This is a genomic window from Thioalkalivibrio sp. (assembly GCF_041685615.1).
Classification (GTDB): domain Bacteria; phylum Pseudomonadota; class Gammaproteobacteria; order Ectothiorhodospirales; family Ectothiorhodospiraceae; genus Thioalkalivibrio.
Window position 1 is genome coordinate 16,833 of sequence record NZ_JAWLFK010000027.1, and the last position, 19,054, is coordinate 35,886.

General features: G+C 66.5%; 12 protein-coding genes. 6 read left to right on the forward strand and 6 right to left on the reverse strand.

Annotation, left to right across the window (positions count from 1 at the left end):
- Nucleotides 1-18: 18 nt before the first annotated feature.
- The gene (locus tag ACESLR_RS07185) at nt 19-558 is read right to left on the reverse strand and encodes a thioredoxin family protein (RefSeq protein ID WP_373025308.1); all 540 of its coding nucleotides are present in this window, start codon (nt 556-558) and stop codon (nt 19-21) included.
- Between the two features lie 207 nt (nt 559-765).
- Between ACESLR_RS07185 and ACESLR_RS07190 the strand changes: the two genes are divergently transcribed.
- The 5 genes from ACESLR_RS07190 (at nt 766) to ACESLR_RS07210 (ending at nt 5,209) form a co-directional block, all read left to right on the forward strand.
- A complete protein-coding gene (locus tag ACESLR_RS07190) occupies nt 766-1,248 on the forward strand; it encodes an FxsA family protein (RefSeq protein ID WP_373025307.1) in 483 nt (160 codons plus the stop codon).
- Nucleotides 1,249-1,397: 149 nt separating this feature from the next.
- A complete protein-coding gene (groES, locus tag ACESLR_RS07195; RefSeq protein ID WP_373025306.1) occupies nt 1,398-1,688 on the forward strand; it encodes a co-chaperone GroES in 291 nt (96 codons plus the stop codon).
- A gap of 49 nt (nt 1,689-1,737) precedes the next feature.
- Nucleotides 1,738-3,402, forward strand: a complete 1,665-nt coding sequence (gene groL, locus ACESLR_RS07200; protein WP_373025305.1) for a chaperonin GroEL — start codon at nt 1,738-1,740, stop codon at nt 3,400-3,402.
- Between the two features lie 454 nt (nt 3,403-3,856).
- Complete coding sequence (locus tag ACESLR_RS07205) at nt 3,857-4,498, forward strand: OmpA family protein (RefSeq protein WP_373025304.1); 642 nt, start codon at nt 3,857-3,859, stop codon at nt 4,496-4,498.
- 210 nt (nt 4,499-4,708) lie between these two features.
- On the forward strand, nt 4,709-5,209 hold the full coding sequence (locus tag ACESLR_RS07210; RefSeq protein ID WP_373025718.1) for a thioredoxin fold domain-containing protein: 501 nt from the start codon (nt 4,709-4,711) through the stop codon (nt 5,207-5,209).
- Nucleotides 5,210-5,520: 311 nt separating this feature from the next.
- On the opposite strand, the gene ACESLR_RS07215 is transcribed toward ACESLR_RS07210, so the two are convergent.
- The 5 genes from ACESLR_RS07215 to ACESLR_RS07235 form a co-directional block, all read right to left on the reverse strand.
- Nucleotides 5,521-9,660, reverse strand: coding sequence for a translocation/assembly module TamB domain-containing protein (locus ACESLR_RS07215; protein ID WP_373025717.1), 4,140 nt, complete (start codon nt 9,658-9,660; stop codon nt 5,521-5,523).
- Between the two features lie 8 nt (nt 9,661-9,668).
- Complete coding sequence (locus ACESLR_RS07220; protein ID WP_373025716.1) at nt 9,669-11,450, reverse strand: autotransporter assembly complex protein TamA; 1,782 nt, start codon at nt 11,448-11,450, stop codon at nt 9,669-9,671.
- 360 nt (nt 11,451-11,810) lie between these two features.
- On the reverse strand, nt 11,811-12,920 hold the full coding sequence (locus ACESLR_RS07225; protein ID WP_373025715.1) for an ABC transporter ATP-binding protein: 1,110 nt from the start codon (nt 12,918-12,920) through the stop codon (nt 11,811-11,813).
- Nucleotides 12,917-14,680, reverse strand: a complete 1,764-nt coding sequence (locus ACESLR_RS07230) for an ABC transporter permease (RefSeq protein ID WP_373025714.1) — start codon at nt 14,678-14,680, stop codon at nt 12,917-12,919. The genes ACESLR_RS07225 and ACESLR_RS07230 overlap by 4 nt, the downstream gene beginning before the upstream one ends.
- 375 nt (nt 14,681-15,055) lie before the next feature.
- Complete coding sequence (locus ACESLR_RS07235) at nt 15,056-16,093, reverse strand: Fe(3+) ABC transporter substrate-binding protein (RefSeq protein ID WP_373025712.1); 1,038 nt, start codon at nt 16,091-16,093, stop codon at nt 15,056-15,058.
- Nucleotides 16,094-16,207: 114 nt separating this feature from the next.
- Between ACESLR_RS07235 and glnE the strand changes: the two genes are divergently transcribed.
- A partial coding sequence (gene glnE, locus ACESLR_RS07240; RefSeq protein ID WP_373066911.1) for a bifunctional [glutamate--ammonia ligase]-adenylyl-L-tyrosine phosphorylase/[glutamate--ammonia-ligase] adenylyltransferase occupies nt 16,208-19,054 on the forward strand: 2,847 nt, incomplete at its 3' end.

Consider the following 19,054-nt stretch of genomic DNA (forward strand, 5'->3'; position numbering starts at 1 on the left):
ACGTGGGAGATAACGGGTTCAGCGGTCGTCTTGCTCGCGCTTGAAGCGCGTGAAGTTCTGATCCTTGTAATGTCCCTCGGCGACGAACTCGCCAAGCTGCAGGAATTCACGGGCGTCGCGGGTGGCGCCGGTGAAGCGCGCGATGGGCTCGCCTTCCAGGTTGAAGAACTGGAATACGGGGGTCGCGCGTACCCGGTAATCGCGGGTGGCCCAATCCATTTGAGTCTTGGTCTCGCCCTCGAAGGTCACGATCTCGATCGCGCCCTCGACATCCACGCTGAATACAAGAAAGTGCTCGCTGAAGTACTCCTGGACCTCGGGCTGATTCAGCACCTGGTTCTTCATGCGGTGACAGAACGGGCAGTCGGCCATCTCGAAGAAGACCAGTATGCCTTTCTTGCCGGCGGCCCGTGCTTCTTCCAGCTCTTCGGGGAATTCCCCGAAGGTCGGGTCAAAAAAATGGTGTTCCGGATCGCGCGGGTCCTCCACGGCGGCCGCCGCCAGGGCGGGGACGAGAAGGGACAGCAGGGCCAGCATCAGGATCGGCGTACGCAGCATGGGGGGGTCACTCTCCGAAATATCTCGATAGCCATATGCACCAACGACGTGCAAAAGACTGGCTTAATTCCCTTTCCTGTGCAAGGACAAGGGGTGAGCGGCACGACGGGGCGCCCGAGCCCGGATGGCTGGAGTATCCAGGTTCCAATCGACAGCACCCGGGGCGCATGTTCCAATGAAGGGGCCTGGTTTCCGGAATCCCACCTGATGCGTAACCCCTTCTTCCCCCTGTTCGTCTTTCTCGGCCTGGTCCTGCTCGAGATCTTCGGCTTCGCCTGGGTGGGCGATGCCGTGGGCGCCATGATGACGGTGGTGCTGGTGATCGTCACGGCGGCGGCCGGGCTGATGCTGTTCCGGCTGCAGGGGTTTTACCACTGGCGCCGGCTGCAGCAAAGCCTGGCGCGTGGGGAGGTCCCGGCGCGGGGCCTGGTCGAAGGCTGGCTGTTGATGGCGGCCGCCGTCTTGCTGTTGCTGCCGGGGTTCTTTACCGATGCCGCCGGATTCGTGCTGCTGATCCCCCCACTGCGGCGCTGGGCGGCGGACGGCATCCTGCGCCGCGGCATGGTCCGCGCAAGGACCGCCGGCTCCGGCGGCGCGCAGGGCAGCGATACCATCGAGGGCGAGTTTCGCCGCCATGACGACGGTAGCGAGACGCGTGACGAGCGGCTAGACCGCGACGACCGTCGCTGATTCCTCCTTCTCGCCGGATTTGTAACGCGCGCCCTTGACTCGCCTTTGTCTGCCCCTATTATTAGCACTCGTCAGGGGCGGGTGCTAACAGGGCTCCCGTCCGACATCCCAACTTTCCTGTTGCAGACACTTTATAAGGAGTTCGCACCATGAACCTGCGGCCTTTGCACGATCGAGTCATCGTGAAGCGTATGGAAGAAGAACGCACCACCCCCGGCGGCATCGTGATCCCCGATTCCGCAGCCGAGAAGCCGATCCGTGGCGAGGTGATTGCGGTGGGCAACGGCAAGATCCTGGAGAACGGCGAGGTCCGCGCGCTGGATGTGAAGACCGGCGACAAGGTCCTGTTCGGCAAGTACTCCGGCACCGAGGTCAAGGTCGATGGCGACGAAGTCCTCGTGATGCGCGAAGACGACATCATGGCCGTCGTCGAGGGCTGAGGCCCCGAACCGCGTCCGTCCAACACGAATTTTCAGGAGTAAACGAATCATGAGCGCTAAAGAAGTACGCTTTGGTACCGACGCCCGTACCCGCATGGCCAAGGGTGTCAACACGCTGGCCAATGCCGTGAAGGTCACCCTCGGCCCCAAGGGCCGCAACGTGGTCCTGGACAAGGCCTTCGGGGCCCCGACCGTGACCAAGGACGGTGTGTCCGTGGCCAAGGAAATCGAACTGGAAGACAAGTTCGAGAACATGGGCGCCCAACTGGTCAAGGAAGTCTCCTCGCAGACCTCCGACGCCGCCGGTGACGGCACGACCACCGCGACCGTTCTGGCCCAGTCGATCGTCCGCGAGGGCATGAAGGCGGTTACCGCCGGCATGAACCCGATGGATCTCAAGCGTGGCATCGACAAGGCCGTGAAGGCCGCCACCGAAGAGCTGAAGAAGCTGTCCAAGCCGTGCACCGAGCACAAGGCCATCGCCCAGGTGGGCTCGATTTCCGCGAACTCCGACACCCCGATCGGCGAGATTATCGCGGATGCGATGGACAAGGTCGGCAAGGAAGGCGTGATCACCGTCGAGGAAGGCTCCTCGCTGGACAACGAACTGGATGTCGTGGAAGGCATGCAGTTCGATCGCGGCTACCTGTCGCCGTACTTCATCAACAACCAGCAGAGCATGAGCGCCGAGCTGGATGACGCCTATATCCTGCTGGTGGACAAGAAGATCTCGAACATCCGCGAGCTGCTGCCGGTGCTGGAGGGCGTGGCCCAGAACAGCAAGCCGCTGCTGATCATCGCCGAGGACATCGAGGGCGAAGCCCTGGCCACCCTGGTGGTCAACTCCATGCGTGGCATCGTCAAAGTCGCCGCCGTGAAGGCGCCGGGCTTTGGCGACCGTCGCAAGGCCATGCTGCAGGACATCGCCGTGCTGACCGGCGGCCAGGTGATCTCGGAAGAGGTCGGCCTGTCGCTGGAGAAGGCCTCGGTGGAAGACCTGGGTCGCGCCAAGAAGGTGCAGGTGACCAAGGAAAACACCACGATCATTGACGGCATGGGGTCCAACAAGGACATCAAGGGTCGCGTTGACCAGATCCGCGCGCAGATCGAGGAATCCACCTCGGACTACGACAAGGAAAAGCTGCAGGAACGCGTGGCCAAGCTGGCCGGCGGTGTGGCCGTGATCAAGGTCGGAGCTGCGACCGAGATCGAGATGAAGGAGAAGAAGGCCCGTGTCGAGGACGCCCTGCACGCCACGCGTGCGGCGGTGGAAGAAGGCGTGGTGCCCGGTGGTGGCGTGGCCCTGCTGCGTGCCTGCGCCGCGATCACCAAGCTCAAGGGCGACAACGACGAGCAGACTGCCGGCATCAACATCTGCCGTCGCGCGATGGAAGAGCCGCTGCGCCAGATCGTCTACAACTCCGGTGACGAGCCGTCCGTGGTCCTGAACCAGGTCCTGGAAGGCAAGGGCAACTACGGCTACAACGCCGCCAGCGGCGACTTTGGCGACATGATCGACATGGGCATCCTGGATCCGACCAAGGTGACCCGTTCCGCGCTGCAGAACGCCGCATCGGTCGCGGCCCTCCTGATCACCACCGAAGCCATGATCGCCGACATCCCGAAGAAGGATGACGGTGGCGGCGCCGGTGGCGACGACATGGGCGCCATGGGCGGCATGGGCGGCATGGGCGGCATGGGCGGCATGATGTAAGCCGTTCGTACACCCGTACATCGCCGATGTACCCAGGGACCCCGCTTCGGCGGGGTCTTTTTGTCTGACCTGGCGGGGCCGTCCCGCGGTGGCGTCGTCGAATTCCGCGACGCCACCGATTTCGGAACCCCTGGAACGACTGTGTGTCCGTTGGTGTACAACTTGTCGCGAGTCGCGTGTGCGATTCGGAGCCCGGTTGTTGCAAGACTGAAACACCACGGCCGAAAGTCACTGGAAATACGGACACATTTCGGAATGTGACGACGTTGTGATGTCGACACAAAATTTGCGCCCGTACACGTGCAAAACCCGAACGTGTGTGCCACTATCAGGGTACTGTAGAGGGCTTGGAGCAAGGAGCTCGCTGCTTTGGATGACGGTCACCGCACGAACAGTCCCAAATGCACGGTGTACACGGGTCCGACGTCGATTGATTTTACAAGGAGGCTATGCAATGAATCATAAGCTGGTTAAGAATCTTCTGGCCGCGTCCGTGGCCTCGCTGGTGCTCGGCGCCGCCGGTCAGGTTGTCGCGCAGGAACCGCCGGCTGCGAACGTGACCGACCGTAGCGGCAAGGTCGTGGTCGATCGCTCCGGCGAGTGCGTGCGCACCCGTTCCTGGTCCGAGGAAAACGTAAAGTTCGAAGAGTGCGCGGGCTACGTCGAGGAAACTGCCGAAGCCCCCGAGCCGGAACCCGCTGCGGAGCCGGAGCCGGAGCCGGAGCCGGAGTTCACCACCACCACGCTCAGCGCCCAGGCCCTGTTCGACTTTGACAGCGCCGAACTGCGTTCCGAGGGGCGTTCCGCCCTGCGTGACCTGGCCCGCAGCCTGACCGACGACGATGCCGAGTACAGCTCGGTGCTGGTCGAAGGTCACACCTGCTCCATCGGTCCGGCCGACTACAACGAGGGTCTGTCCGAGCGTCGCGCCGAAGCCGTTGCGGAGTTCCTCGCCAGCGAAGGCGTGCGCGAGGATGATATCCGCACCGAAGGCTACGGCGAAGACCGCCCGACTGCCGACAACTCCACCCAGGAAGGTCGCGAGGCCAACCGTCGCGTGGAAGTGACCTCCGACGTGCGCAAGCGCGTCGACTAAGGGTCGCTCGCAACACTCCGAGCGCCGGTTTGCCGGTGCCTCGGTGCAAGGGCCCCGCTTTGGCGGGGCCTTTTTTGTGGACGCCCTTTCGCCTGGTCGACGACGAACCTTCACGGCGCGCGGCTCGGGGATATCAGGCGGTATACGCTTCAGCCGGCGTTAAGTTTGCGTATCTAGACTGGTTCCATACATTCGGAAAGGCGGATCATCATGACCACCCATCAGAACGCGAAGCGCAAACCGGTCACGGCCCTGCTGGGGAACGTCACGCTCCTGATTGCACTGTTGCTGACGACCAGCGCGGCGGCCAGCGACATGGAGCGCGCCACGGACCTGCGGAACCTGGCCGGCAATGGCGATGGCCAGCCGACCTTGATCATGTTCGCGTCCAGCAGCTGCCCCTACTGCGACCGGGCGGAACAGCGCCATCTGGGACCGATGGCCCAGGATCCGGCATTCGCAGGCGTGCATATCCGCAAGGTGATGCTGGATCGGGAAGATGTCCGCGATTTTGATGGCGACACCATGCCCGGCAGCGCCCTGGGCCGGAACTATGGGGTGCGGGTGGTGCCGACCATCATGGCCTTCGACGCCGATGGCCGGCCGGCAGGCCGTCCGCTGGTCGGCATCCCCAACGAGGAGCTCTACCGCAGCCAGATCCGCGTCCGTATCGAGGCGGCGCGCAACGGCGCCGGCGACCCCTCAAGCTAGCTACCGCCGGACCTCGATGCCAGCAGAAGGTAGTGGGGCTCGTCGTGTACAGCCCGTCGTGGCACTCCCGGACACGCTCGGTGAGGGTCACTCCGGCCGTCACGTGGCTCCCCGCGATGACGGGCGCAAGGCAGTGCCGTCGCCCTCCTGAACGTCCGTCGGGACGTCGTTTGAACGTCGAGCCCCACCCCGATCCGGTCCGGGAACCTTTCTGCCCCCTGTGCTCTCCGTGGAGCAAACCCCCAGCCGTTTTCTTCGAGACTTCCTGTGGTTCACGGTGAATGAAGCCCCGATCGTCGGTCAGTGTCGCCCTAGCGTTCGATGCGGTAGATCAGGTCGACGGACTGTTCCGTGGTGCCGGAGGAGGTCTCGAGGCTCAGGTTGCGCGTCAGCTCGTAGCGCAGCAGGACCTTCGAGGTGTTGTCGAACAGCCCGATGGAGTAGCGCAGGAGCAGACGTGGCGAGAGGTACAAGCCCAGTGTCAGGGCGCTTTCGTCCAGTCCGCCCTCGGTGTCCAGCTCCACCTCGTCCAGACCCAGTTCGCGGCCGATGCGCTCCGTGATCACCGCTCCCTGGTCCAGGCCATAGGCTGCGGCCGCGGCGGCAATCATGTTCCCATCGGACTGTGACGCGCCGGACAGCGGGCGCCCGGTCAGCAGGAACGACATCGCTTCGGTCTCGTCCATGGGCGGATCGGAGATTACCCGCGAACGCAGATTGGCCGGCGTACCGCGGATCTCCAGGCCGACCGTCACGTTGTGCTCGCGCACCGTGCGCATGGCGCGCAGGTCCAGTTCCGGATTCTCCGCCGGCCCTTGGAAGACCAGGCTGCCGCGTTCTACTCGCAGGTCCTGGCCGTAGTCGGTGTACTGGCCCTCGGGAATGGTGATCTCGCCGAACAACTGGGTCGGTCGCCCGGTGACTTCCTCGACATCCACCTCGCCGGCGAAGCGCGCCGTCAGGCCGAAACCGTCGAAGCGCACGTCATCACCCAGCCGGATCCGGATCCGGATGTCGGTCTTGAGCCCCTGAGCCTCCTGTATCTCCTCACCGAGAATCACTTCGTCATCGGAAACCTGGATGGCACTGGACGGCAGGTCCGGTGGCCGGATACGCGCCCACGGCAGGACGACCTCGCCGCGCACACGGATACCGTCGTCGGGGGTGAAGACCAGTTGCAGGTCCGGCGTGATGCGAACCTCGGCATCCACCCGGTTGACCACCAGGAAATCCGCGCCGACCAGGTTCAGTTCAGCGCGGGGGCCGTTCTCGCCAAGGTCCACCTGGCCCTCGAGGTCGAGGCCGCCGTCCCCGGATTCCAGCCGCCCCGCGAGCGTGAGCTGCTCGGCCGAGACCACGCGGGCCGTAATCTCGGGAATGACGACATCGATGCCCGCCTCCGGGATCAGGACGCCGCCCTCGCGGAAAGCCACCTCGCCCTCCACCAGCGGTGCGTCGAGGCGCCCGCCGAAATCCAGGCGGGCGTCGAGCGAGCCACGCAGGCGCTGGATCTCCGGACTCAGGGAGGCCAGCCAGGCCAAGTCATCGAGGCGGGCAACGAGGTCGCCGTCGATCCGCAGGTCGTCCCCGTCCGGGCGCAGACGGATATCGCTGCGGGCCGTCCCGCCGTCCAGGAAGTCGAGGCGCAGGGCCGCATCGATGTCGCGATCGCGTATCTGCGCGGTCAGGCGCACGTCGCGGTAGGGTACGTCCTCTCGGTCTCCATCCTCGTCGCGCACGACCAGGTGGCCGTCCGTGGGCGTCAAGGCCAGGTCGGCTCCCAGGAGGCCGTCCGCGTCCATGCTGCCGCTGGCCTCGGCATTCAGTTCGCCCGCGATGGCCAGTTCCGGCGGCAGAAAGGGTTCCAGCCAGGCCAGGTCGAGGGCCCGGACCACGGCATCGAATTCAGCCCCCGAAGCCGCGCCCCAGCGTGCCTCGGCACACAGCCGGCTGTCCTCGCGTGCCAGGCACAGGCGGTCCAGCCGCGCCTGCTCGGGTCCGGCCTCCAGGTCGACCGGCTGGGTCAGGCGCCAGGGCCCGGCCGCGGGCTGGTCCAGTTCCAGTCGTGCGAGTTGCCCCCGCCAGTGCAGGGTCTCGGGATCCAGGGCACCCTGCAGGGCCAGGTCCACTGAACCCAGGCCGGCCGCATCCGCCGCCAGGGTCATGCGGTGCTCGTCCACGCGACCGGAGCCGTCCACGCGCAGGGATTCCAGCCGCGTGCCGTCGCCCAGTTCGAGGCCGCTCAGGCGCAGGTCGATCTCGGCAGGCGCGGCAACCTCGAGGCCGGCGTCGGCATCCAGTTCCAGCCGGTCCAGGGTCACATCCGCAAGGCGCAGACCGGAACCGCTGCCGTGCGCCACCACGCGCGGACGGTCGGGGTCGCCCGTGATGCGGGCGTCCAGTTCCAGTCGGCCTCCCAGGTCGGGCCAGGCCCGATCCAATTCCGGGGCGTCCAGCTGCAGCTCGAAGTCGAGGCGGTCGGTCCACTCGCCGCGGGCGGTCAGGGTATTGCGGCCCAGCGCCAGGTCCAGTCGATCCAGCCGCAGGCGCTGGTCCTCCAGTCCGAGTTCTGCTTGTCCGGAGACCGGTTGGTCGAGCAGGGTGCCCTCCAGGCGTTGCAGCCGGGCCTCGAGGCGGGGCGTGCCGTCGGCATCCAGGTGTCCCGCGCTGGTCAGGGCCAGCGCGAGCTGGCCGGGGGCCTCGGTGACCACCAGCGACGGGTCCAACCCGTCGCCGTCCAGCGCGAGATCCCAGGCGAAACCCTCGGACCAGTCGAAATCCCCGCTCAGGGCCAGCCGCGCGCCCGTGTCGGTGGCGACTTGCAGCCGCTCGATCTGGCCACCGGTCTCGGTCAGCGCGACCCGGGCATCACCGGAGATGTCGTTCCCGTGCAGGCGGGCCCGTAACGGAGCCAGGTCGAGGCGCGCGTCCAGGGCGCCGCTGGTGGGGGCGTAGGTACCTTCCAGCGCCACTTGCAGCTGCTCGACCCGGCCGTCCAGATCCGGATGCAGGCCCGCCAGTTCCGGCCCCGCGAGATCCAGCCCGAGGTCGAATACGATGCGGTGATCCGGGTCGGTCAGGTCGCCGGCCAGGCCCGCGGCCGAGCCGTCCAGATCCAGCCGCGCGATGTCCCGGATGGACAGGCGGGTGTCCTCGAGTCCGGCCTCGCCATCGGCCACCCAGGCGTTCAGGCCGCCGGTGATGGGGTGGTCCTCGTACTGTCCGCTCAGCTCGTCGACCGTGGCACGTGCTTCGAGGGCTGCCAGGAGCGGGGTGTTGGCCTCCATCGGCAGGGTGCCCTGCACCTGTGCCTTCAGGTGCTTGACCCCGGCGTCCACCTCCAGGCCCAGCGGCGTTGTAGCAAGATCATGGACCTCCAGCGTCAGATCCCAGTCCAGGGTGCTCCCGAACCGGACCGGTCCGGACAGGGCGACCCGTCCGGCCTCGGAGTCGATTTGCAGGGCCTCCAGTTCCATTGACTCCAGATCCCCCTGTGCCCGCGCATTCAGGGCGAGGCGCGGCCAGTGCGCGAGGGTGGCGGCGGTGTCGAGGTCGAGCGCCCAGGCCTTCGGCGTGCCGTGCAGGTCGAGGCGCCCAGCTTCCAGCGCAACGCTTTGTTCCGTATCGAGGTGGTAGTCGAATGGCTGCCACCGGGCGGTCAATTCCAGCTCCGGCGTGGAGAACAGCTCGCGGGCGCTGGCCTGAAGGTTCAGCTGGATGCCGGCGTTCAGGTCGTGCTCCACCTGCACGCGCTCCCGCAGGGCCCCGGTCACCGACAGTTCTCCATGCGCCACGTCGGTCCCCAGGCCCTCGGCAGCGGCCGCGGGCAAGGGGGACTGCCATTGCCCGTGCAACTCAAGTGTATAGTCGCCGGCGGTCTTGATCTCGCCGGCCAGGCGGGCCTGGACCTCCGGCATGTCGAGCTCCAGCGCCCGCAACTCGATCCGCGAACCGCGGGCCCGGGCGCTGGCTGTCAGGTGGCTGATCGAGGCCAGCGGCGCGCCCGCCTGCAGGATCTCCGTCTCCTCGATCCGCAGTTGGCCCAGGCGGACCGCCAGCGGCAGGCGAACCGAGTCGGGCAGGGCGAAGGGCTCGTCGGCGGGGGGTGCATCCGGGGCGGGTGCCGGCAGATCAACGCGCATCCCCCTCGCGCTCAGCAACCGCACATTCAGCTCCCCGCGCAGCAAGCTGCGGGCGCTGACCCCGACGCGGCCGGCAGGCAGGTCGATGACCGGGCCGTCGGGCAGCGCCAGGTGTAGCCCGTACAGCTCCAGCTCGGTGAACAGCGTGCCCTCGACCCGGTCGATTTGCAGTTCGAAGGGAGCCAGGCGCTCGGCCTGCCCGGCCAGCCAGCGAGTACCGGACTCGGTGGCCAGCAGTCCCGCCAGGGTGCCCAGCAGGATGATCACCAGCGTGAGGACGGTGGACAGTCCCCACAGTGTTGCGCGCACCAGCGGTTTCACAGGTCCGGCCCCATCGAGAAGTGGATGCGGACGTCGTCCTCCGAATCCGGCCCGTGGGCCAGGTCCACCCGGATCGGGCCAACCGGCGATCGCCAGCGCACGCCGATGCCGAGGCCGTAGACCGGGTCGAATTCGTCCCACTCGTTGACGACGTTGCCGGCGTCGACGAAGGCGGCGGCACTCCAGTTTCCGACGACCGGGTGCTCGTATTCGAGGCTGCCCACCACCTTGTGGCGCCCGCCGGTCACCTCGTCGTGCTCGTTGCGTGGCCCGACCCGCTGGTAGCCGTAGCCACGAATGCTGGCGTCGCCGCCAGCGTAGAAACGCAGGGAACTGGGCAGGTCGTGAACCGAGTCAACATCGGTGAAGCCGGCATCGGCGCGGGCCAATACCCGGCCGGGGCCGATGCCGCGGACCAGCTTGCCGCTGGCCAGGACCTGGGCGAACGCAGTGCTGGACAGGATCTCTTCGCGTGCGCCCTGCACGGTGGCCTCGAAGCGGTAGCCACGGCGCGGGGTCATCGGGTCGTCGGCGTCCATGCGGCTGATCCGATAGGACGGAATCAGCAGCCTGCTGCGGCCGTTGTCTTTCTCGCCAGCGGTGAAGTCCTCGTATTCGTAGCGCAGCCCTTCCGTGGTCTGCCAGCCACTGCGGCGCTGCAGAATACGGCTGGCGCCGATCTGGAAGCGGTCGGACGCCTGGGTGTCGGTCTCCTCAGTGCGATAGGTGGTGAACAGGTTCAGGCGTTCACGCAGGGGGTCGCGCAGCGGGATCTCGTAGTTGTAGCCGATGCCGGAGCGCACCGGCGACGCTTCGATCTCGGCCTGGTAGCGGTGTCCCCGCGCGTTGGCGTAGCGGTGCTCGTAACGCAGGCGGATGCGCGGGCCGATATCGGTGGAGTAGCCGATGCCGGCCTCGTAGCTGTGGCGCTTGCGTGGTTCCAGCTCGACCAGGATCGGGACTTGCAGACCCTCTGCCGCATCGCGTTGTGGACGTACACGCACGCCGCCAAAGTAGCCGCTGTCGTTCAGGTTGCGCTGCAGCGCGATGATCTGCGCCGAGCTGTACGGGTCGCCCGCCTCGAACGGCACCATGCGCTGCAAGAAGTCGTCGGACAGGATGTCCTGGTCAATGCGGACCTGGCCCACGCGGTAGCGGTCGCCGGTATCCATGTGCAGGCGGATGGTGGCGGTGCGGTTCTCGCGATCGACCTCCAGACGCCGAGTGTGGAGGTCGGCATCGAAGTAGCCTCGATCGGATGCGATCCGCGTCATGCGGTTGCGAAGGGCCTCGTACCGGTCATGACGCAGGGTGTCGCCCTCGCCGATCTCGGTCTGGCTGCGCACCGCCTCGAAACCCAGATCGTCGGCTCCCTCGCCGGTGATTTGTACATCCACTTGCTCGATGGTGGTCGGAGGGCCAGGATCAAGGGTGATGTGAATGTCCCAGCAGTCCTCGCGGCGCTCGAAGCCCAGCTCCAGCTCGGCGTCGTAGAAACCGATCGCGCGCAGGGCGTTGCGGGCACGCTCCTCGGTGTTGCGCAGCACCCTGCGTTCGCGAAATCCCTGCAGGTCGCAGGGGTGGCGTGCCAAGTTGATGCTGTTGCCGATGTTCTCGCGCTGTACGTCGCTGCCCCCCTCGATCTGCAGGCCCGGAGTCGGGCCGTTCTCCGCCCCGGCCGGGCCCGCGATGCCCAGGAGCGCCAGCAGGACCAGCGCAACCGCATCGAGCCGGGGGCGGGACGGGCGAGGCATGAACAGGGTGGAGGGACGAGTCATGGAAAGATGATAGCGGTTGGAGCGGAGACACTGGTCAATGTACGCGCTCGAGGCGCTTTTGCGTGCAATCGAGGCCGGGGTGACTCCCGTGCAGTCATTCTCCTACAGCGGAGCCGCAACGCCGTGCGCGCGCCCGTTTTTGGTCACCAATGGGTGGCCGGACCCCCGCATTCGATAGCCTGTGGGGTTGATGCCTCCGGGTTCCCCGGGCCTGTGTAGCACCCGGTTGGGAAAGCCCGGGGTGCCAACGCGAGTGCGTACGACAATCAGAGTCTCCCTTGGGGGCGCGTGTGGGCAACCGAACGCGCGGACTCGCACGAGTTCCCGAGTGTTCAGGACTTGTGTCGCGTCGGCAGTGGATCAGGAGGCCGGGCAGTCGACCCCGCTGCCGCGCGAGAACACCACCAGATGCGTGAAATCGAGGCGCAGGCGCACGTGTTCGCCAATCACGAAGTTGTCGTGACTGGGAGCCATGCACAACACGCTCAGTCCGTCGGGCAGGCGCAGGGTGTAGAGGAAATCCGCGCCGCGGAAGGCCTTGTCCAGGACCTCTGTGCGGATCGTGCCGGCCTCGTTGTCGATGGCGATGTCGTCCGGGCGTACGAGGACGTCCACCGCAGTGCCGGGCGGCAGTTGCTCGGACAGCATCCCCTCGATCTGGCCGAAGGCGGTGTCGACCACGTGCTCGGCACAGACCATGCCGGGGATCAGCGTCCCCTTGCCGACGAAATCCGCTACGAAGCGATCTGCCGGCCGGTGATAGAGGTTGTAGGCGGTATCCCACTGGGCCACGCGGCCCTGGTGGATCACCGCGATGCGATCGGCGAAGGCGAAGGCTTCGTTCTGGTCGTGGGTGACCAGGATCGCGGTGGTGTTCTCCGCGCGCAGGATGCGGCGCACCTCGCGCGCGAGCTCGCTACGCAGTTCGACGTCCATGCTGGAGAAGGGTTCGTCGAGCAGCAGCAGCTTGGGTCGTGGTGCGAGCGCCCGGGCCAGCGCGATGCGCTGCTGCTGGCCGCCGGACAAGGCATGCGGAAAGGATTCGCCGTAGCCGGACAGGCCCACCAGACTGAGTAGCGAGCGGATGCGTTCGTTGCGGTCCTTGTGGCCCCAGTGGCGGATGCCGAAGGCAATGTTGCCGGCCACGCTGAGATGCGGGAACAGGGCAAAATCCTGGAAGACCATGCCGACGCCGCGCTTTTCCGGCGGTACCGTTCCGCGGGCATCGCTGACGCTGCGTCCGTCGAGCTGGATACTCCCTGCCATCAGCGGTTCGAAGCCGGCGATCCCGCGCAGTAATGTGGTCTTGCCGCAGCCGGAGGGGCCCAGCAGGCAGCCGATCTGGCCCTTGGAGAGGGACAGCGACACTTGATGGACCACGGCGGTGCCGTCATAGCCGATATCCACGCGGTCGAGGGCGACGAGTGGCGTGTGAGGCACCTGCAGGGTGGTGTCGATGGGCTGGGTCATGGCGTATTCGTCGTGCCTGCGGGCATGGCGAGGGGTTTTTGCGGCGGGTTTTCGTCCACCGCGCGGGTCGGGTCCTGCTGGCCGGGGCGCGAGCGGCCGATGGTCACGGACAGCAGGATAACGGGAACCAGACCGACCAGCACGATTGCCAGGGCGGCGCTGGAGGATTGAGCCAGGCGCTCGTCGCTGGCCAGCTCGAAGGCGCGCACCGCCAGGGTGTTGAAGTCAAACGGGCGCAGGATCAGCGTCGCCGGCAATTCCTTCAGGACATCGACGAACACCAGCAGCAATGCGGTCAGCAGCGTACCCCGCATGATCGGCAAGTGCACCCGCGTCAGTGTCTGTAGCGGGCGCATGCCGAGCGAGCGGGCGGCGTCGTCCATGCTGGGCTGGATCTTGCCCAGCCCCGCCTCGACCGTCTGCAGTGAGACCGCGAGGAAGCGCACGGTATAGGCGAACAGCAGGGCGAACACCGTGCCGGACAGGAGCAAGCCGGTGGACAGCCCGAAGGTGTCGCGCATGAAGCCGTCCAGGGCGTTGTCGAAGCCGGCAAACGGGATCATCACGCCGATGGCGATCACGATGCCGGGTACGGCGTAGCCCATGCCGGCGACGCGCACCGCCACACCCGTAAAACGCCCGCCCTCCATGCGCCGCGCATAGGCGAGGACCAGCGCCAGGGCGACCGCGATCACGGCTGCGGCGATGGCCAGCCAGAAGCTGTTGAAAACCAGCTGGCCAAAGGCCGGATTCATCCATTGCTCGGTGGTCTGCACGGTCCACAGGCCAAGCTGGAACGCCGGCAGGAGAAAACCCAGCAGGACGGGCAGCAGGCAGCCGAAAAATGCCGCGGCCGCCTTCCATCCGCGCAGCTGATAGCGCGGCAGGGTGGAGTAGCGCCGACTGGTGTGATGAAACCTTGCCTTGGCGCGTGACCAGCGTTCCAGCACGATCAGCACGAAAACGAAGGTCAGCAGGACCGCCGACAGCTGGGCGGCCGCGGCCGGATCGCCCAGGGCGTACCAGGTGCGGAAGATTCCGGTGGTGAAGGTGCTCACGCCGAAGTAGGCGACCGTGCCGTAGTCGGCCAGCACCTCCATCAGTGCGAGGGTCAGCCCGGCGATGATGGCCGGACGCGCGAGCGGAAGCGCCACCCGGCGAAAGCCGCCGAAGGGCCCGGCCCCCAGGGTACGGGAGACCTCCAGCACGCAGACCGACTGCTCCAGGAAAGCGGCCCGGCTGAGCAGGTAGACATACGGGTACAGCACCAGTGCCAGCATGGCCGTGGCGCCGCCAAGGGAGCGGATCTCGGGAAACCAGTACTCGCCGTAGCCAAGACCCGTTAGGTCGCGGATCGCGCCCTGCACCGGGCCGCTGAAATCCAGCATGCCGGTGTAGGTGTAGGCGATGATGTAGGCCGGCATCGCCAGCGGCAGCATCAGCGCCCACTGGAAGATTCCGCGGCCGGGAAAGTCGCAGATACTCACCAGCCAGGCCACCGGTACCCCGATCAGCAGCACGCCGATCCCGACACCGATCAGCAGCGCCAGGGAGTTCAGCACGTAGTCGGCGAGCACCGTCTCGCGCAGGTGGGTCCAGACCTCCCCGGCGGGGATGAAGACGTGTCCGAAGATGACCAGGATCGGCAGGGCAAGTGTCAGCGCCACGACGATCGCGACCGCCGACCAGGGGCTGAACAGCAGGCGCCGACGCGCCGAGAGGCTCGCGGTCATGGCGGGGCTTGTCGTCGGAGCGGTCATAGAGTGCGAATAGTAAAGGTTCTTGTTTCGAATACTACTATGACCGCCTTGCGACTGGCGGGATTGTCGGGGGCGCGGTGGTGACCGGGCTCATGCCGGGGGGCGTTGGGGAGGCCGCGTGTCTGCACCAAGATGGCACCCAGAAAACTGCGGATGGCATGGGACCGGGCGGCAGATACGGATGCTGGATGTGTCGCGCGCAGCGAAACACCCCGGATCCCACCCGGCAGTGCGATGATATGTTTCGCTGCGCGCGACGCTCCCTGTTTGGGTCCGTTTTGCGGTTTTCTCCCCACCGTCCGTGCCTGTTGTGGTCCAAAAAAAATGCCCCCGGAAACCGGGGGCGATAGGGAACGGTGAGTGTCCGGACGGGCATCAGCGCCAGCGGGCGCGGTCCATGATGCGTACGGCCTCGGCGTTGTGGTTGCCGAGACGGTAGAGCTCGATGTCATCCGCCTTGAACTCGCCGAAGCCCTGAAGGATGTCGCTGGCCGGAACGTCGTCTCGGATCGGATATTCCTGGTTGACCTCGGCGTACCACTCTTGTGCCTCCGTGGAGGACAGGAACTCCAGCAGGCGGATTGCGTTGTCCCGGTTCGGCGCATTCGCCGTGACACCGGCTCCACTGATGTTCACGTGGGTACCGCGGCCGTCCTCGTTGGGCCAGAAGACGCCAATCTGTTCGGCGACCTCGCGGTCATCGTCCTCGCCATCCAGCATCAGGCCCAGGTAGTAGGTGTTGGCGATCGCAATGTCGCAGACCCCGTCGGCCACGGCGCGGATCTGGTCGCGGTCGCCGCCCTGCGGCGGGCGCGCCATGTTGTCGACGATGCCGGTGGCCCAGTCCTGGGCGGCTTCGGCGCCCTCGGTGGCGACCATCGCGGCGACCAGCGACTGGTTGTACACGTTGCTGGAAGAGCGGATGCAGATGCGGTCTTCCCACTGCTCGTCGGTCAGAGCCTCGTAGGTCGACAGTTCGTCCGGGTCGACCCGGTCCTTGTGATAGAGGATCGGGCGAGCCCGTGACGAAAGACCGAACCACATACCCTCGGGGTCGCGGTAGCGCTCCGGGACGTTCTCGCGCAGCACGTCGGATTCTACCGCCTGCAGGACGTCGGCCTCTTGAGCCTGATGCAGCCGCGCCGCGTCCACGGTAATCAGGACATCCGCGGGCGAATTGCGCCCTTCCTGGCGCAGGCGTTGCAGGAGACTGTCGGCTTTTCCTGTCAGCAACCTGACCTCGATGCCGGTTTCTTTGGTGAAGTCTTCCAAGAGAGGCTTGATCAGGGATTCCTGCCGCGCGGAATAGAGGTTCACTTCTTCGGAGGCGGCTAGGCTGGAACTCATGACGGGCATGCTGACGGCGAGTGCCGCAGTGGCACTGATTAACCAGGAAAGTCGGGGGGGCATCATTTGAAGCTCCTATGTTGGTGATTCCGAGAACGATTGTTATTCGTGTTTCCATCCAAGTCAAGGGCCCGCGAAGATCAGGGTGGTCTTGAAGCACAACGCTGATACGCTTGGCGCATGGACAAGCCCCTGCCCGAATCCCCCGCTCCCCTGCCATCGCAGCTGCAACAGGAGGTCCGCGACCTGCTGGCCGACCTGGACGAACAGCTTGCTTGGCCGGATACGTTCCTGGCCTCGACTCCCGCGCCGTTCGCCTTCAGCCACTATCTGGTCCAGACCGTGCGTCAGCACCCGGAATACCTGCTGGAGGCGCTGGACCCGGAGGGCCGGGTGGCGGCCTGCGACGATGCGGCCTTCGAACGCATCTTGCGGGCGCGCCTGGAGGGGGTGACCGACGATGCCGAGCTGCGTCATGTCCTGCGCGAGATACGGCATCGCGAGATGATCCGCGTTGCCTGGCGGGATCTGTCCGGCCAGGCCGATCTCGACGAGGTGATGCACGACTTGAGCCGCCTGGCCCGTTCCCTCATCGAGGGCGGGTTGCAATGGCTGGACCGCCACCTGCAGGAGCGCTACGGCCAGCCGCGCGGGCCCGAGGGCGAAGCGCAGTCCATGGTGGTCCTGGGGCTGGGCAAGCTGGGGGGGAGCGAACTCAACTTTTCCTCCGACATCGATCTGATCTTTGCCTTCGAGGAGGCGGGCGAGACCGATGGCCAGCGCGTGATCGAGAACCAGGCGTTCTTTCAGCGCCTGGGACGGCAGCTCATTGCGGCGCTTTCGGACGTGACCGCGGACGGCTTCTGCTATCGCGTGGACATGCGCCTGCGGCCCTTCGGCGATTCCGGCCCGCTGGTGATGCACTTTGACGCGATGGAGGACTACTACCAGGCGCACGGGCGCGAGTGGGAGCGCTACGCCCTGATCAAGGCGAGCCCGCTGGCGGGTGACCCCGAGGCCGGCGCGCGCCTGATGCGCCGGTTGCGCCCGTTCATCTACCGGCGCTACCTGGACTACGGAACGCTTGCCAACCTGCGCGAGCTGAAGCAGATGATCAACGACGAGTCGGCACGGCGTGGCCGGTTCGAGGACGTGAAGCACGGCGAGGGCGGGATCCGCGAGATCGAGTTCATCGCGCAGTCCTTCCAGCTGATCCGGGGCGGGCGCGACCAGGCGTTGCAGCGCCGTGACCTCCTGGGCGTGATGGGGGTACTGCGGGATCGCGAACTCCTGCCCGGCTATGCCGTCGAGCAGCTGGAGTGCTCCTATCGCTTCCTCCGCCGAGTGGAGAACCGCTTGCAGATGCTGAATGATCAGCAGACGCATCGTTTGCCCTCGAACGGCGACGATCGACACCGCCTGGCCCTGTCGCTGGGGTTCGACGACGAGGCCTCCTTCGAGATGGCGCTGCTGCGCGAGCAGCGGCGGGTGCACGCCCATTTCGAGCAGGTGTTCAGTGCGCCGCAACGGGCGGACGACGCAGCCATGGAGGCCTCGTCGGAGACCGACCGCGAGCAGCAGCTCAATCGCCTGTGGCAGGGTTCGCTGCCGGAGGCGGACGCACGCGCCGTTCTCGAGGCAATGGAGTTCCAGGACGCGGACGAGGCCCTGCGCGGCATTGCCGATCTGCGCGAGAGTCCGGGCGTGCGCGCGATGAGCGTGACCGGACGTCAGCGGCTGGATCGCCTCATGCCCCTGCTGATCGGGGCGATTGCGGAGATGGAGGCCCCGGACGCGGTCTTGCCGCGGGCGCTGCAGATGGTGCGCACCATCGCCCGGCGCTCGGTGTATCTGTCGCTCCTGGTGGAGAATCCGCTGGCGCTGTCGCAGCTGGTGAAGCTGGTGGCCGCCAGCCCGTGGATCAACGAGCAGCTCACCCGGCACCCGGTGCTGCTGGACGAACTGCTGGATCCGCGCGCGCTGTATGCGCCGCCGGACCGCGACGGGCTGAGCGAGGAGCTGGAGGCCGAGCTGGCCCAGTTCCCCGAGCAGGACCACGAACAGATGCTGGACCGCCTGCGCCAGTTCAAGCAGGTGCAGACCCTGCGGGTGGCGGCGGCCGACATCATGGGTTTCCTGCCGCTGATGAAGGTCTCGGATCACCTGACCTGGCTGGCCGAGGTGCTGCTGGAACAGGTGCTGCAGCTGGCCTGGGAGAAGATGGTCGAGCGCCATGGCGAGCCGCAGTGCGGGGCGGCGGATGCGCGGCGCGTGGCGCGCTTCGCGGTGATCGGCTACGGCAAGCTCGGCGGCTTCGAACTGGGCTACGGCTCGGACCTGGATGTGGTGTTCCTGCACGACAGCGAGGGCGACGACGCCCAGACCGCGGGCCCGAAGGTGATCGACAATACCGAGTTCTTCGCGCGGGTGGCCCAGCGGGTGGTGCATCTGCTGGGGGCCTTCACCCCGGCGGGCCGCCTGTACGAGGTGGATACGCGGCTGCGGCCCAGTGGCACGGCGGGGTTGCTGGTCAGCGGCCTGCAGGCGTTCCGGCGCTACCAGGACGAGTCCGCCTGGACCTGGGAGCACCAGGCGCTGGTGCGGGCACGTTTCGTGAGTGGCGACGCCGAGCTGGGCGAGCAGTTTCATGCCCTGCGCCGCGAGGTGCTGACGCGCGAGCGCGATGCCGAGGCCCTGCGCGACGAAGTCGTCGAGATGCGCGATCGCATGCTGGCGGAACACGCCTCGAAGAAGGGCCAGGGCTTCCATCTCAAGCGCGACCGGGGCGGTATCACTGATATTGAATTCATGGTTCAATACTGGGTTTTGGTATCCGCGCACGATCATCCCGCCGTCTGCGACTGGCCGGACAAGATCCGTACGCTGGAAACGCTTGGTCGCGAGGGCGTGATCGACGCGGGTTTGAGCGAGGCGCTGGCGGATGCCTACCGGGATCTGCGCAACCGCATCCACCGTCTTACGCTGGCGGGTCTGGACGCCCGGGTCGAGACACCCGACGACGAGCTC

What these genes read in the sequence shown, in the direction of transcription:
- ACESLR_RS07185 (WP_373025308.1), bottom strand. Translation starts at nt 558, where the DNA reads ATGCTGCGTACGCCGATCCTGATGCTGGCCCTGCTGTCCCTTCTCGTC.
- ACESLR_RS07190 (WP_373025307.1), top strand. Translation starts at nt 766, where the DNA reads ATGCGTAACCCCTTCTTCCCCCTGTTCGTCTTTCTCGGCCTGGTCCTG.
- groES (WP_373025306.1), top strand. Translation starts at nt 1,398, where the DNA reads ATGAACCTGCGGCCTTTGCACGATCGAGTCATCGTGAAGCGTATGGAA.
- groL (WP_373025305.1), top strand. Translation starts at nt 1,738, where the DNA reads ATGAGCGCTAAAGAAGTACGCTTTGGTACCGACGCCCGTACCCGCATG.
- ACESLR_RS07205 (WP_373025304.1), top strand. Translation starts at nt 3,857, where the DNA reads ATGAATCATAAGCTGGTTAAGAATCTTCTGGCCGCGTCCGTGGCCTCG.
- ACESLR_RS07210 (WP_373025718.1), top strand. Translation starts at nt 4,709, where the DNA reads ATGACCACCCATCAGAACGCGAAGCGCAAACCGGTCACGGCCCTGCTG.
- ACESLR_RS07220 (WP_373025716.1), bottom strand. Translation starts at nt 11,450, where the DNA reads ATGACTCGTCCCTCCACCCTGTTCATGCCTCGCCCGTCCCGCCCCCGG.
- ACESLR_RS07225 (WP_373025715.1), bottom strand. Translation starts at nt 12,920, where the DNA reads ATGACCCAGCCCATCGACACCACCCTGCAGGTGCCTCACACGCCACTC.
- ACESLR_RS07230 (WP_373025714.1), bottom strand. Translation starts at nt 14,680, where the DNA reads ATGACCGCTCCGACGACAAGCCCCGCCATGACCGCGAGCCTCTCGGCG.
- ACESLR_RS07235 (WP_373025712.1), bottom strand. Translation starts at nt 16,093, where the DNA reads ATGATGCCCCCCCGACTTTCCTGGTTAATCAGTGCCACTGCGGCACTC.